This window comes from Fontisphaera persica, assembly GCF_024832785.1.
In the GTDB taxonomy this organism is placed as follows: Bacteria; Verrucomicrobiota; Verrucomicrobiia; order Limisphaerales; family Fontisphaeraceae; genus Fontisphaera; species Fontisphaera persica.
This window is the reverse complement of the sequence record NZ_CP116615.1, coordinates 3,215,954-3,230,523: the sequence shown is the minus strand read 5'-3', so window position 1 is coordinate 3,230,523 and position 14,570 is coordinate 3,215,954. Positions and strand designations below refer to the sequence as shown.

At 61.9% G+C, this 14,570-nt stretch carries 12 protein-coding genes and 1 pseudogene; 8 read left to right on the top strand and 5 right to left on the bottom strand.

The genetic code is table 11. From position 1 onward, the window contains the following. The first annotated feature begins 195 nt into the window (after positions 1 to 195). From NXS98_RS12055 to NXS98_RS12045, 3 genes and pseudogenes are all read left to right on the top strand, one after another. On the top strand, positions 196 to 1,638 hold the full coding sequence (locus NXS98_RS12055; RefSeq protein WP_283845244.1) for an O-antigen ligase family protein: 1,443 nt from the start codon (positions 196 to 198) through the stop codon (positions 1,636 to 1,638). 279 nt (positions 1,639 to 1,917) lie between these two features. Next, a pseudogene (locus NXS98_RS12050) lies at positions 1,918 to 2,049 on the top strand (DUF5679 domain-containing protein); the annotation flags it as partial. A 155-nt stretch (positions 2,050 to 2,204) separates the two neighbouring features. Then, entirely contained in the window at positions 2,205 to 3,389 is a 1,185-nt protein-coding gene (locus tag NXS98_RS12045) for a nucleoside-diphosphate kinase (RefSeq protein WP_283845243.1), read from the top strand. 28 nt (positions 3,390 to 3,417) lie between these two features. On the opposite strand, the gene NXS98_RS12040 is transcribed toward NXS98_RS12045, so the two are convergent. From NXS98_RS12040 to NXS98_RS12030, 3 genes are all read right to left on the bottom strand, one after another. Continuing rightward, on the bottom strand, positions 3,418 to 3,744 hold the full coding sequence (locus NXS98_RS12040; RefSeq protein ID WP_283845242.1) for an ArsR/SmtB family transcription factor: 327 nt from the start codon (positions 3,742 to 3,744) through the stop codon (positions 3,418 to 3,420). 1,020 nt (positions 3,745 to 4,764) lie between these two features. After that, complete coding sequence (locus NXS98_RS12035) at positions 4,765 to 6,303, bottom strand: TolC family protein (RefSeq protein ID WP_283845241.1); 1,539 nt, start codon at positions 6,301 to 6,303, stop codon at positions 4,765 to 4,767. Between the two features lie 83 nt (positions 6,304 to 6,386). Beyond that, a complete protein-coding gene (locus NXS98_RS12030) occupies positions 6,387 to 7,424 on the bottom strand; it encodes an L-threonylcarbamoyladenylate synthase (protein WP_283845240.1) in 1,038 nt (345 codons plus the stop codon). 184 nt (positions 7,425 to 7,608) lie between these two features. Here NXS98_RS12030 and panD point away from each other — a divergent pair, with 184 nt between their 5' ends. The 3 genes from panD to NXS98_RS12015 are packed head-to-tail and all read left to right on the top strand — an operon-like array spanning position 7,609 to position 9,520. Further along, positions 7,609 to 7,965, top strand: a complete 357-nt coding sequence (gene panD / locus NXS98_RS12025; RefSeq protein WP_283845239.1) for an aspartate 1-decarboxylase — start codon at positions 7,609 to 7,611, stop codon at positions 7,963 to 7,965. Positions 7,966 to 7,975: 10 nt separating this feature from the next. After that, positions 7,976 to 9,031: a UDP-3-O-(3-hydroxymyristoyl)glucosamine N-acyltransferase gene (gene lpxD, locus NXS98_RS12020; protein WP_283845238.1), complete on the top strand. Its 1,056-nt coding sequence runs from the start codon at positions 7,976 to 7,978 to the stop codon at positions 9,029 to 9,031. Between the two features lie 30 nt (positions 9,032 to 9,061). Next, complete coding sequence (locus NXS98_RS12015; protein WP_283845237.1) at positions 9,062 to 9,520, top strand: phage holin family protein; 459 nt, start codon at positions 9,062 to 9,064, stop codon at positions 9,518 to 9,520. A 157-nt stretch (positions 9,521 to 9,677) separates the two neighbouring features. On the opposite strand, the gene trmB is transcribed toward NXS98_RS12015, so the two are convergent. Then, positions 9,678 to 10,322 carry a tRNA (guanosine(46)-N7)-methyltransferase TrmB gene (trmB, locus tag NXS98_RS12010; protein ID WP_283845236.1) on the bottom strand — a complete coding sequence of 215 codons (645 nt, stop codon included), beginning with the start codon at positions 10,320 to 10,322 and terminating at the stop codon, positions 9,678 to 9,680. A gap of 59 nt (positions 10,323 to 10,381) precedes the next feature. Then, positions 10,382 to 10,870 carry a hypothetical protein gene (locus NXS98_RS12005; RefSeq protein ID WP_283845235.1) on the bottom strand — a complete coding sequence of 163 codons (489 nt, stop codon included), beginning with the start codon at positions 10,868 to 10,870 and terminating at the stop codon, positions 10,382 to 10,384. Between the two features lie 353 nt (positions 10,871 to 11,223). Here NXS98_RS12005 and NXS98_RS12000 point away from each other — a divergent pair, with 353 nt between their 5' ends. Together NXS98_RS12000 and NXS98_RS11995 are read left to right on the top strand one after the other, a co-directional pair. Then, a complete protein-coding gene (locus NXS98_RS12000; RefSeq protein WP_283845234.1) occupies positions 11,224 to 12,540 on the top strand; it encodes a Gfo/Idh/MocA family protein in 1,317 nt (438 codons plus the stop codon). Between the two features lie 65 nt (positions 12,541 to 12,605). Then, the gene (locus NXS98_RS11995; RefSeq protein WP_283845233.1) at positions 12,606 to 14,537 is read left to right on the top strand and encodes a HEAT repeat domain-containing protein; all 1,932 of its coding nucleotides are present in this window, start codon (positions 12,606 to 12,608) and stop codon (positions 14,535 to 14,537) included. Positions 14,538 to 14,570 lie beyond the last annotated feature (33 nt).

Genomic DNA, 14,570 nt, shown 5'->3' with positions numbered 1-14,570 from the left:
TTTTTTTAGGAAATGCTCCTTCCTACCCCAAACGAGGGGTCAAACCTGAGCGAAGCATCCCCCTCATGTCCAGCAGGGAAGAACCCCTTCCCCGTTGTGCCCTTGCTGTTGGCGCAGATGTCCCCCGGGCGTCCCGCCAGTGCCTTGGGTTTTTTATTTTCTTAAAGCCAACTTCAGGCTAAAGTCTCTGCATCCATGCCGGGTGACCAACGGATGAGTGTCCTCTACTGGCTCGATGCCCTAATCGAGGCGGGCATTTATTTCATGATTATTTTTGGCCCGTGGGCCTTTGGCACCACGCAGGAATGGTCCATCCGCGTCATGACCGTCACGGGTTACACGCTGGGGGGGCTGACGGGCCTGCGATGGCTGCTGAGCCGGGCCTTGGGCGAGTACGTTCCCCGGCCCGGATGGGATGCGGGCAAAATCATGGACTGGGCGCTGGGGGTGCTGACCGTGTTAATTTTGCTCTATTGTTGGGTCAGCGCCTGGAATGCGCGGGCCACCTACCGCCCGGCGGACTGGGCCTTTGATTACCATCGCATCATTCCCTGGCTGCCGCATAGTTATGATGCCGAGGCCAGTTGGGAGTATTTCCGCATGTACCTGGGGCTGGCGTTGGCGTTTTGGACGGTGCGAAGCTGGCTGTGGAATGGCAAGGAGGAGTATTTTCTATCGGAGCGCCAGTTGCAAGGCGCCAGCGGCCAGGCCCGCCTGCTGCCGCCGCGGCTGCGGCGCTTGCTGTGGGTGGTCAGCCTCAATGGGGCGGTGCTGGCCCTGGTCAGCATTATTCAACGGGTGGACGCCACCCCCAAGCTCTTGTGGCTGGTGGAGCCTACGGTCAACAAGGACATCGAAACTTTCTTTGGTCCCTATGCCTATCGGGGCAATGCGGCCCAATACTTCAACCTGGCCTGGCCGGCGGCGCTGGCCTTGTGGTGGAGTTACCATCGGGTGGTATTGCGCTCGCCGCTGGGCGCGGGGCCGCGCCGGCATAACCTCTTGCTGTCCTGCGTGCTGTTGATGGCGGTTTGCCCGGTGGTTTCCACCAGCCGGGGTGGAGCGCTCATCATGCTGGCGTTGAGCCTGCTGGTGGTGGTGATTCTCTGGCTGGCCCAATGGCAGCGCGGCTGGGGAGTGAAGCTGGGCGTTTTTGGGGTGTTTGCGCTGGTGTTGGCGGGCGGGTTGCTCCTGGGTTGGGAGGAGCTGGGGCCCCGGATGGAAATCCTCAGCGAGGGGTATTACGGGCGGGAGGCCACCTTTGACACCGCCAAACGCATGGCGGCGGACCATCCAGTGTTTGGTTCCGGGCCGGGCAGTTTCAAGAATTTGTTCCAGCTCTATCGCAAATCCTATGATGAGTATTATCCGGCGCAGCTCCACAACGACTGGCTGGAAACGCGCATCACCTTTGGGTGGGCGGGATTTTTATTAATCTTGGGGGCCTTGGGCGTCTGTTGGTGGCGCTGGCAGGCCCCGGGAGGCATTCCAGTGGACCGCTATTTTGTCTGGCTGCTGTACTCGGCGCTGGGCGGGTGTTTGCTGCATGCCTTTTATGATTTTCCGCTGCAAATCCATTCCATTTTGTTCCTGTTTTTGCTGTTGTGCGCGGTCTTGTCCACCTTGACGAAGGAATAACCGCCGGTGGCAAGACGGCATCCCATGCACGCGGCCAAAGCCATGCCTGGCCGCCAAGACGGCCAGGGGCGGCCAAAGACAATTAACACCCAGTGGCCCGGCGGACGCTTGCGGCGCTGTGATGACACCGGATGGTGCGTTGGCCTGATAGCACCCTTCCCGGAGGGGGGTGTTTTCCCCGTTGACGCCCCTATCCAGCCCTTTTACACTGAAATAGCTTTGATTTGGGATACTGGGTGTGAGTAGAGCGGCGTCTGAGGACGCCGGGAAAGGATTTCTATGCCCGAGGGATATTGCGTTAAATGCAAAGCCAAGAAAGAGATTGCTGACGCGGTGGAAGAAGTGATGAAGAATGGCCGCAAGGCAATCAAAGGCAAATGCCCTACCTGTGGCGTGGTCATGTTCAAGATTTTAGGCGGCAAGGCCGCCCTTGCGCCGGAAGCAGCCCCGACCGAACCTCCCAAGGGAGCTTCGCCGGCCTGAAATTCTTTGGGAATCTGGGGGTAGTTTTTTTGCGCCCGAACAGCATCCTTGTTTTTTATTGAATCATTCAACTTCAAAGTATTATGGCTGAACAACTGGCTTACGTCATCATCACCCCTTATTCACTGCATAAATCCCGTACGGGCGGCATTTTAGCCCGGTTGCTCGCCCGCACCGGGCTTGAGCTGGCGGCAGCGCGGATGTTTGCCCCCAGCCGCGAGCTGGTGGAGGCCTATGCACCAATGGTGGTCAATGCGGAAAATCCCGATGACCGCCGCGTCCAGGAATGGATTCAGGACTACATCCTCAAGCAGATTGGCCCAGACCCACGCGGGCGCCGCCGGCGGGTGATGATGCTGGTTTTTCGCGGCGAGGATGCCGTTCAGAAGGTCTATCAGGTGGTGGGCACCTTGAAACCCAACCGCACGATGGGGGAAACCATCCGCGATACCTATGGCGATGTCCTGCTGAATGAGGACGGCTCGCTGCGATATTTTGAGCCGGCGGTGCTGGCGGCGCCCACCTCCGAGGCGGCCGTGCGGGACTTGCGGTTGTGGACCCAATTCTCGGACCGCGATGGCGGCCTGCTGGAAAACATCATCGAATATCCCGCTGGCCAGCAACCCGAGCGGACACTGGTCCTCATCAAGCCCGAGAATTTCCGCTTCCCCACGGGGCGGCCGGGCAACATGATAGACTATTTCAGCCGCACGGGCCTGTTCATCGTGGCCATCAAGGTGCATCGCATGAGCGTGGCAGAGGCCTGCGAATTCTACGGGCCGGTGCGCGAGGTGTTGCGTAACAAGCTCAAAGGCATGGTGGCCAGCCGGGCCAAGGCCGTGCTGGAAAAGGAGCTGGAGTGCCATTTGCCGCCCGAGGTCACCACGCAGTTGGGCGAGCTGTTGGGGCCGGTGTATGGCGACAGCCAGTTTGACGCCATCGTGCGCTTCATGGCCGGCCGCGCGCCGGACGAATGCGACGTCACCCTGCGCCATCAGCCCGGCACGGAAAAATGCATCGCGCTGGTCTATGAGGGAATCAACGCCGTGGCCAAAATCCGCGACGTCCTCGGCCCCACCGACCCGTCCAAGGCCCCGCCCGGCTCCATCCGGCGCGAGTTCGGCTCCACCATCATGGTCAATGCCGCCCATGCCAGCGACTCCCCCGAAAATGCCCGGCGCGAAATGGGCATCGTCAAACCCGGCGACAATCAATTCCGGCAGGTGGTGGAGGAATTCTACGGGCCGGTGGGCAGCGCGGGGGCCTGAAAAAACAGCGCGACGAACGACGGGCGCCTTACCTGGCTTCGAGCATCTGGCGCAAAAACTCAATGAGCTGCGCCATGCGCGGGTCCTTCAGCGAGTACAAAATGCGCCGCTGGTCCCGGCGTTTTTTGATGATGCCCGCCAGCGTGAGCATTTTAAGCTGTTGTGAAATATTGGAGAGATTGCAGCCGCCGACAATTTCCGCGATTTCGTGCACGCAAAACTCGCCGCGAGCGACAACGCACACGATGCGGAAACGCGCCTTGTTGGAGAGCAGATGCAACAAGGTCAGCGCCTTTTGGCACATGGCTTCATTCCGTTTGAAGTCAGCCTGAATTTGTCGCGCCAGGGGCGTCATAGTCTTAGCATGTTTGCTAATTCTAATAGTAAAGCCATCATTGTCACGATTTTTCTTATAACGAAAACCCTCGCCGGACGCCTTCCCCTGCCTTCCCCCCCGTAGCGCAGGCGTCCTCGCCTGCGGGTTCACGGAGCCTCCCGGCTCCGTGATTGCAGAACTGCCAACGTCAAGCGGACGCTCAAGGAAGCACCAGACCGTGCGTCAACCTTTCCTATGCCGTAACGCAGTCTTCCACGAATCGCAAAGCGTAATTAGGCATGTATCTCGCAGGTCAGGGGCAAGGGATGAATGAGTTTTTTTCTGCGGCTACCGTTTCCTCATCTTCATCTTGGCTTGTAGCCAGCAGAGGCAGGCAAATATCCCACAGCGCCCAGTATCATTTCCCCTCTCCCTCTGGGAGAGGGGCCTCTTCTCCCTCTTCGTTCCCTTCGTTTCCTTCTGTTGAAAATTTGTGTCCATTCGTGTTCATTCGTGGTTGCTCTCCCCCCTTCACACGCTCTGACCCCTTTTCCCTCCACCCCATCGTAGCAGAAAGCCAAGGTGAGGGTGTGTAGCGCAGGCGAGTCGCCTGCGCTACATCGGGGACGTCTGAGCTACGATGCTATCACCCTCACCCTGACCTTCACCCACGGGGAGAGGTAAAAAGTTACTGTACCTTGGATGATTCATGAGCGCGTTTGTTCAGTCAGTCGAGGAGGACAAGTTAGGGACAGAAATACCATTGATTTACCTGCTTCAATTCATTGCCACCGAATTAGGGGACGCAGGCTCAATCCCGCTTCGCGGGACGGGACGCCATGCGTTATGGCTACTGCGAGATTGAAGTGCGGCTTGGTGCTTACAGGCGCGTCTGTTTGACGACGGCATTTCTGTAATCACGGAGCCGGGAGGCTCCGTGAACCCGCAGGCGAGTCGCCTGCGCTACATCGGGGAGGCCTGCGCCAGGGAAAGGGAAGGCAGGTGTGGGGGCGTGGCCTCGGGGGAGGCGGGAGATTTGATTTGTTGTCCTGCTCCTGGTTATTTGAACTGGAGTTTTATTTTGCGGCGCTCCAAGGTGCTGCCTTCGGCCTGAGCGAGGCGGGCGAGGTTTTTGTTGTAGTCAACAATGGCGCGGACTTCCTCAGAGCGGGCGGCAGTGAGGTCGCGCTGATATTGCATAATCATGAAGGAGGTGCTCATGCCCACACGCATGAGGGATTCTTCGGATTCGAGCACTTTTTGGGCAAAGGCAGCGGCCTGGCGGGTGGCGGCGATGCGGTCGTAGCTGGTTTTGACGGCCTCGATGGCGTCGTCAATTTGGACCAGGATATCTTGCTGCAATTTTTGGAGGATAAGCTCTTTTTGCAAGCGCTGGTCTTTTTCTTGAGCCAGGCGGTATTTGGCTTCACGGCGGCCCCAGGGAAAGCTGAGTTCGATGCCGTAGTAGTAGTCCACGGCTTTATCGCGGAAATGCAGGTCGGACCAGGTATTTTCGAAACCGGTGCCCAGGGCGTCGCGACCGTAGGAGCCCACCAGGTTCAAGTTGGGCAGGGTCTGATTTTTGAAGTAGCGGATGTCAATGTCCTGGCGTTCCAAGTCCACGCGCAACTGGGCCAGGTCGGGGCGTTTGCTCAAGCCGGTACGCCAGCTTTCGCGCACATCGAGGGCTTGGGGGACCGCCATCAGGGGCTCCGAGGGGGCCAAGGAGACTTGCTTCCATTCGGGCAAATCTTTGGTGATGAGGTTTTTGAGGACGTTTTCCTGGACTTTGACCAATTGCTGGGCGGCCAGCAAATCGGCCCGCGTGCTGGCCACCAGGGATTCGGCGCGATGCACTTCGAGGATGGCCATGCTGCCGACGTTGAAACTCTTGCGGTTGTTGTCCAGGAGTTTTTCCGCCAGTTTAAGGGCCTGTTCCTGGACTTTCACATTTTCGCGGGCGAATATCAGCTCGTAATAGGCCAGCTCCACCAGGGTCATAACTTCCATGAGGCGGGCTTCGTATTGGTGCTCGGACATTTTGAGCAGCTTGCGGTTGACCTGGATGGTGCGGCGGACGCCGTCCACGGCGAAGTTACGCAGGAGGGGTTGCCTCATCTCGATGTTTAAGCGGGCGGCATATTCATCGTAGCCCACGGGCACAAAGGTGAAGGTGTTCAAGTCCAGGACGTTGTACCGGTAGCCGTCGCCAAAGCTGCGGGTGAATCGCACGGGCACGGAGTATTCAAAGCCCATGGGGCCCAGGCCGCTGATACCGTATTGGAGGGTGTCCACGGTGTTGCGGGAGGAGCTTTCGGAGCGGTTGCCAGAGCGGTCAAACGTCTGGTTCAGGCCCGTATTCTCGGCGCGGGTGAGGCCAAAGACCAGCAGCGGGTCATAGGCGGTTTGCGCGCGGCGCAGGTCAAAGCGGGCCTGCTCGATGTTGTGGCGCTCGATGCGGAGGGTGAAATTGTTTTGCAGCGCCATCTCCAGGCATTCGTCCAGCGAAATGGCGCGTTCGGTCAGGCCATTGGTTTGGCCCCAGGCGATGCCGCTCCAGGCGGCCACCAGACCCAAGATGATTCCCAGTCGTGTCATTGGTCGAGCTTGCAAGTTTTTTCCCAAAACGTCAAACCATCGTAACGCATTTCGGGCAGTGCAATCAATATCTGCCCGCAAATTCATGTTTTTTCCTGCTGTGCCGCCCGGCGCAAGCGGTCGTGGATGGCCTGCCAGGGGGCGTCCTCCGGCGGTTGCTCCACCGCCAGCCAGCGGGCGTGCCGGGCATCGGCGCGATGCAGCTCGGCGTAGAGCGCCCGTGCGTACGCCTCGGCATCGTGTGGCGCCACGCTAACTTCGAGCCAGCCGGCCTGCTGGGGGACGCAGGCGTGAGCGAGGACGTACGTTTGCTCCGGCCGGGCGTTGAGCTGGGCCAGGCGCGCCCGCAAATCCGTTTCGTCTGCCCATTTCCAGATTAAAACCTGGGCGCGTGGGGCGTAATGCCGGGGTAAGCGGCCCGGACTGGCCAGGGGGGCTTGCGCGTCTTCCGGCCCTGCGGCGGGGGCAGACTCCACCCCCAACACGGCCGCCAGGGAGGCCTCATGAATGATGCCCGGCCGCAACACGCGGAACGAGGGGCCTGCCAGGGCCACCACGGTGGACTCAATGCCCACCGGGCACGGGCCGCCGTCCACGATGAGCGGGATGCGCCCTTCCAGATGATGGCGCACATGCGCCGCCGTGGTGGGGGAAACACGGTTGGACAAATTCGCGCTGGGGGCAGCCAGGGGGAAACCGCAGCGTTGAATCAGGGCCTGCATGAACGGATGGCGCGGCCAGCGCACGCCCACCGTCGGGCCGCCGGCGGTGACGACGTCCGGGATGTGGGGGGCTTTGGGCAGCACGAGGGTCAGCGGGCCGGGCCAGAAGGAGTGGGCGAGTGCCGCCGCGGAAGCCGGCCAGTCGGCCACACAGGCGCGGGCCATGGTTTCACTGGCCACATGCACGATGATGGGATTGCGGGCGGGGCGTCCCTTGACGGCGTAAATCGCGGCCACGGCGCGGGGGTCCAGGGCGTTGGCGGCCAGGCCGTAAACGGTTTCGGTGGGCACGGCCACCACTTCGCCTGCCTGGAGCAAAGCGGCCGCCCGCTCCACGGCTGCGGCAAAAGCCTGCGGCGAGTGCAGCGGCAAGATTTCAGTTTGTGACAGATTCACCATGCCCCGACCACTATACAAAGAGCCGCTGCGGTAAAAAAGGTTACAATGGGAGCAGGATGGCTGGCGCCGGCGTCGGGCTTTATTGTGTCGGCGGCCGTGCTTTTGCCGGTCGGGGGTTTGGTATTGAATGGGGGCGGCGGTAGGGTATATTGGGAGGTCTAACGGTGGTCACCAACCGTCATTTATGCTCGTACATCTCTTGAAGTCGAAGATTCACCGGGCGCAAGTCACCGGCGGCAGCCTCGATTACGAGGGCAGCCTGACGATTGCGGAGGATTTGATGGAGGCCGCGGGGTTGCATCCGTATGAAAAAATTTTATGCAGCAACATGGCCAACGGGGCGCGCTTTGAAACGTATGTCATCAAAGGACCGCGGGGCTCGGGGCAAATTGTGCTGAACGGCGCCGCCGCCCATTGCGGCAAGGCGGGCGACCGCCTGACCATCATGAGTTTTACGGAAGTGGACGCCGCGCAGGCGGCCGACTGGCATCCCACGGTCATTGTGCTGGGGGAAAACAACCGCATCGTGGCCCGCAAGTAGGAAACATCCCATGCCTTGGACTGCTGCCCAAATCGCCGCGCACCTGCAGGGAGAGGTGGCGGGCAATCCTGACATTGAATTAACCGGCTTTGCGCCAGCGAAAGCGGCCAAAACTGGAGACCTGACGTTTGCCGAGAATGACGAATATTTTGAGGCGGCGCGGCAGAGCGCGGCCAGTGCCATTCTGGTGGCGGCGGATTACCCGGCCGGGGACAAAACGCTCATCAAGGTGAAGAATGCGCGGGTGGCTTTTGCGCGGGTGCTGCCCTTGTTTTTCCCCGAGCGCCGTCCGCCGGCGGGGGTGCATCCCACGGCGGTGGTGGCGGCGGGGGCGCAGGTGGATGCCACGGCGGCGGTGGGACCTTATTGCGTGGTGGCGGCGGGGGCGATTATTGGGCCGGGGACCATCTTGGAAAGCCATGTGCATGTGGGCGAAGGCGCGCGGGTGGGGGCCGATTGCCGGTTGTTTCCGCATGTGACGCTGTATCCGGGGGTGCAGTTGGGGCAGCGGGTGCGAGTGCACGCGGGCACGGTGATTGGCTCGGACGGATTTGGGTATGTGATGGATGAGGGGAAGCATTTGAAGGTGCCCCAAATTGGGACGGTGATCATCCATGATGATGTGGAGATTGGGGCGAATGTGACGATTGACCGGGGGGCGCTGGGGCCGACGGTGATTGGGCGGGGCACGAAGATTGATAATCTGGTGCAGATTGCGCACAACGTGACCATCGGCGAGCATTGCATCATCGTGGCGCAGGTGGGGATTGCCGGGAGCACCTCGCTGGGCAATTACGTGGTGCTGGCAGGGCAGGTGGGCATAGCCGGGCATTTGAAGATTGGCAACCAGGTCACCGTGGCGGCGCAGTCTGGGGTCATGCACGACATCCCCGACGGCCAGAAATGGCTGGGCAGTCCGGCGCAACCGGACCGCCAGACCAAACGGCAGCTCATCGCCATTACACAGTTGCCGGATTTAATCCGGCGTGTGCGCGAGCTGGAACAGAAGTTGGAAAAAATGGGCGAGGGAGCGGAGGCGCAACGGGCGTCTGACCCGGCGCCGTAGGCTCTGAACCACCGCCCTTGGGGAAGCATCATGCAGGCAGCTCCCATCGTCCCTGAGAAATTAAAGGCCTTTGTGCAGGCCTGGATCATCACCATGGTGGGCGTGCTGGTGGCGGCGCACGTGGTGGATGGCATCACCTACGAGGGGTGGGTGGATTTGGTGGTGGCCACGTTGCTGCTGGGTTTGTTGAATGCGTTTGTGCGGCCCATCCTGATGTTGCTCTCGCTGCCCTTGTTGTTGTTGACGCTGGGCCTGTTCACACTGGTCATCAATGCCGGCCTGCTGTGGCTGGTGGGCGAGCTGGTCAAAGGCTTTCACGTGGCCGGATTTTGGGCGGCGTTCAAAGGGGCGCTGGTGATTGCCGTGTTGAGTCTGTTGCTTAACAGCCTCACCGGCACGGGCAACACCCGGGTGCGTTTCAGCCGGGCCCGCCGCCGGGAAGACCGCTCCGGCAGTGATGACCGCGGCGGGCCGGTGATTGACGTTTAAGAGTTCAAGCGCGCGCCAGGCCGGCCCCCTCTCCGAAGTACGGAGCAGGACACACGCCAAGGATTGAGGCAATCCCAACAAGGCGAAGAAAGAGCGCTGGCGCGCATTTTCCAGCATTTTCACGGCGGGGGATTGGCTGCCGTGAGGGAGGGGCGGGTCAGCAGGCCTTGTCTCCCTGCCATTGATAAGAAAGCGCCAGCGTGGGAATGCCCTTCTGATTGAACTCCAGCTCGAAGTCGGTTTTAAGGGCAAGCAATTCCGGCGGGGGCGTGCGCGAAAGGAAAGCGGGATGGGCGGCGAAGGCATCCTGCATCCAGGAAAAGTATCCCTGGTCATCGGTGCGCAGGTGCACCCAGCCGCCGGGGGTGAGGACGCGGCCCAGCAACTGCACAAAGCGCTCGTTGACCAGCCGGTTTTTGTGATGTTTTTTCTTGGGCCAGGGGTCGGGGAAATAAATGTGAAAAACCTCCACAGAATGGTGGGGTAAAAGATACTCCGTGAGATAGCTGGCTTCGAGCCGAATGATGCGCAGGTTGGTCAGCCCGGCGCGAAGGGCTTTGCGTTCGAGCTTGCGGGCGCGGCCCAGCAGGCGCTCGACCCCGAGGAAATTCCGCTCTGGATGCAACCGGGCGTATTGGGCCAGAAAGGAGCCATCACCGCTGCCCAGCTCAACTTCCACCGGCTGCGGGGTGAGGAAAAGCTGCCGCCAGTCCAGCCGTTCAATGAGGCTGGTAATGGGGTGGAAGAGGCTGGGCCGGGTAGGGTCCAGCCAGGCCGTGGCGGGAATGGCGTTAGAATCCATGAAGGGGTGCGAGTAAATCTGGCTCCAAAGCCGAGGCCGTCTGCGGCGGGGGCGGTGGATTATTCGCTGCTTGTGGATTTGGGTTTCTTGGTGCCGTCCTCCTTGTCCTTGTCCAGGTATTCCAGCGTCCAGACTTCGTTGGTATCGCGCTTGAGGAAGGCGCGGAAGTCGTACTGGTGGAATTCGCCGGATTTATTGACGGCAGTGTAGTCGCATTTGACGAGGAAGCGCCAGTCCACGCCGGTGATTTTGGCCCGGGCATAGGGTTGAAAGCGGGCGGTTTCCGGCCGGGCCAGGGTCTGGCAGACCAAGTTGGTGGCGGCCTGGTAGGCTGTGCGATGCAAATTGCGGCCGAGGCGGCGCTCCCAGGGAGTGGGTTCAATTTTGACGTAAAGGTTGCTGGTTTTTTCCCACTTTTTATAAGAGACGTTGGGCGGCTCCGGTTCGGTGCTGGCAGGGGTGGTGAAATACTCGCGGTAATAAAAATAGCCGGCAGTGCCGCCCACCACCGCGGCCGCCACCACAATGAGCAGGGCAACGGCGCGCACGGACAAACCACCGCGGGCCCGGCGTAACCTTTCCTGCGTTGCGGTTGCACAGCATGTCGGTTTCATGGCAGTTCAGTCTAATGCGGAACGGGCCCGAAGGCACGATCTTTCGGGCAGTTGCGGTTGTCGGGAGGGGAGGCAGGCCAACCCATCGTGCGCCAGGTTGCGTGCGCCTGCCCGGGGCAAAAAGCATACCCGCGCCACTTTAAGAGTGTTGAATGATTTGACAAGTGGCGGCGTCTCAAAAATGATGTTGTTGTGTTCAGCCACCGGCAACGATAAATGACGCATGGGCAGTCGGATTTATTCATTGAGCAACCATCATGGCGCCCGTGGATTTTAACGCATCTCCTATGAAGCAATCACATGTCTCCCCGAGGCAAGGCGGCGCGTCGGCGCGCCTTGCGGTGAATCGTCGTCAATTTTTGGGCACCTCCCTCAAGGCCGGGGCGGTGCTGCTGGCCGCGCCCCAGGTTGTGCCCGGCGCCACGGTCGGCCGGGACGGCGGCGTGGCGCCCAGCGAACGGATTGTCATGGGCGGCATTGGCATCGGCAACCGCGGCAATTACGTGCTGGGGGTGTTTCTGCATCAACCGGATGTCCGGTTCCTGGCGGTGGCCGATGTGAAAGCCGCCCGGCGCGACGCGGTGAAGAAGCGGGTGGACGCCCATTACCAGGCCAATGATTGCGCGACCTACCGCGATTTGCGCGAGCTGCTGGCGCGGCAGGACATTGACGCCGTGCTCATTGCCACCGGCCCCAACTGGCATGCGGCAGCCTCCTCGCTGGCCGCGCGGGCGGGCAAGGATGTGTATTGCGAAAAGCCGTGCACCAAGAACATTGATGAGAGCCTGGCGCTGGCGGAGGTGTTCAAGCGCACCGGCCGCATCTTCCAGGCGGGCACCCAACGGCGCAGCCTCCCCAATTTTGTGTTCTGTATTGACCTCGCGCGGCAGGGCAAGCTGGGCAAGTTGCACACCGTGCACGCGCATCCCATGGGGCTGGAGACCAAGACCAGCGGCTGGCTGCCGGCGGAGCCTGAGCCGGACAAGGAGGAGGTGGACTGGGATTTGTATCTGGGGCCGGCGGCGTGGCGGCCTTACAACCGGCGTTTGCTCGATGGTTTTAACTTCGAGAAAGGCGGTGGGCTGGTGGGCGGCGGCTGCCTCGAGTGGGGCTCGCATTGCGTGGACTTGTGCCAGTTGGCGGCGGATTGCGACAACACGGCCGCCATCGAATACGAGCCCAAGAATGGCCAGCTCCACGCCCTCTATCCCAACGGAGTGAAATTGATTGTGCGCAACGAAGGCTGGCTGCCGCTCGGCTCCTGCCCGGTGCGTTTCGAGGGCAGCACGGGCTGGGTGGAAACGGCCGACAGCGGCGACATCGTCGCCAGCTCGGAAACGTTGCTGGTGGGGCGCGGCGCGAAGATTGGTGGTTACCCGGCGGATTTTCATGTGCGCGATTTTCTGGATTGTGTGAAGTCGCGCGGGCGCACGCGGGCCAACGCCGAAGCGGCGTGCTGGTCGCACATCACCTGTCACGCGGGGAACATCTCGCTCTTTCTCAATCGCAAGGTGCGCTATGACCCCAAAAAGAACGAGTTTATCAATGATGAGGAAGCCAACCGGCTGCGCTCCGAAGCGCTGCGCGAGCCGTGGCGGGTGTAAAAACAGGCCATGACCGTGAATGAGGGAAATGAGTTGAAATGAATATCCAAATGTCGCCAAAGCTTATGAAACGTTTGCTGCTGACTCTGGCCCTGGGGGCCGCGTTTTTCACCCTGGCTGCCGTGCGGGCGGCGGTCATTCCGCCGGAGGCGGATTTAATCCGCACGCTGCGCTCGGACGCGCCGCCGGCGGACAAGGCCATCGCCTGCAAGTTTCTGGCCATCAAGGGCACGCGCGAGGCGGTGCCGGCGCTGGCGCCCTTGCTGGCGGACAAGGAGCTGGCCTCGTGGGCGCGGATTGCGCTGGAGGCCATTCCCGATTCCACCGCGGACGCCGCGTTGCGCGAGGCCGCCGGCCGGTTGCAGGGACGGCTGCTGGTGGGCGTGATTAATTCCATCAACCGCCGGCGCGACGTGCAGGCCGTGACGGTGCTGGCGCCGAAACTCAAAGAGGCCGACCCCGAAGTGGTTTCCGCGGCGGCGGCAGCGCTGGGCAACATCGGCGGCGCGGCGGCGGCGAAGGCGTTGTCCCAAGCCCTGGACCAGGCGCCACTGGCGCTCAAAACCGACATTGCCGAGGGCGCGGTGGTGTGCGCGGAACGGCTGCTGGCCGCCGGCAACGCCAGCGAAGCGGTGCGGCTCTATGATCAAATTCGCAAGGCGCCGGTCTCGCAGCAGCGGTTGCTCGAGGCCACTCGCGGCGCCATTCTGGCGCGGGGCGCCGGCGGGCTGCCGCTGTTGCTGGAGCAACTGCGCTCGCCCGAGCGGGCGTTTTTCCACATCGGGCTGGTGGCCGCGCGCGAGCTGCCCGGGCGCAAGGTGACGGAGGCGATTGCGGCGGAACTGGAAAAAACGCCGGAGGCCCGCAAACCGATGCTGCTGCTGGTGCTGGCGGACCGCGCGGATGCCTCCGCGCTGCCCACGGTGCAAAAGGCGGCGTTGAGCGGCCCCAAATCCGTGCGGCTGGCGGCGATAACCGCGCTGGACCGCATGGGCCACCTTGGCGCAGTGCCCACGTTGCTGGATTTGACCGGCGAGGAAGACGCGGACCTGGCCAAGGCGGCGCGGGTGGCGCTGGCGCGCATTCCGGGGAAGGAAGTGGATCAGCAATTGACGGCGCGCCTCGCCAAGGCCACGGGCCGGCTGCGGCTGGCGTTGATTGAGCTGGCCGGGCAGCGGCAAACCACCGCGGCGCTGCCGGCCATCATGGCCGCCATCAACGATGCCGATGCCGCCACGCGGGTGGCGGCCATCGGGGCCGCCGGGTTGCTGGGCAGCGCCCAACATGCCGGACAACTGGTGCAACGTCTGGGCCAGCCCGGCGCCGAGGAGGCGGAAATTGAAAAGGCCCTGCTGGCCATCAGTGCGCGCGAGCGCGCCGCCTGCCTGCCACATTTCATGGTGTTGATGCAAAGCCAGAAGCCAGCCCTGCGCAAAATTGGCCTGCATACCATGGCCAGTGTAGGCGGAGCCACCGCCCTGGCGGCAGTGCGCACGGCGCTGCAGGACGCGGATGCCTCGGTGCAGGATGAAGCCGTGCGGACCCTCTCGACGTGGCCCAATAGCTGGCCGGAGGATGCCGCGGTGGCCGAGCCTTTGTTAACGCTGGCGCGCGAGGGCAAAAAGACGCTGCATCAAGTGCTGGGCGCGCGCGGGTATTTGCAATACTTGCAAGGCGATCCCAAATTGACGCCGCAGGCGAAGCTGGAAAAACTCAATGCGGTTTACCCGCTGCTCAATCGGCCGGAAGAGCGGCGGCTGGCCATGACGGTGCTGGGCAGCATTCCCAGCGGGCGCGCCCTCGAGCAGTTGATGGAGCTGGGGGCGGACGACGCGCTCAAGGAGGATGCCTGTTCGGCCCTGGCGGGGCTGGCGGCGCGCAAGGATCTGGCGGATGCGCCAGTGGAGCTGCGGCGCAAGGCGTTGCAATGGGTGGTGGACAAGTCCGCCAACGAGCAGACCAAACGCCAGGCACAAAAGGCCCTGCGCGGTTTGTAAGAGTTGTCGTTGGGGCGGGAGCCTTGGCCAGCT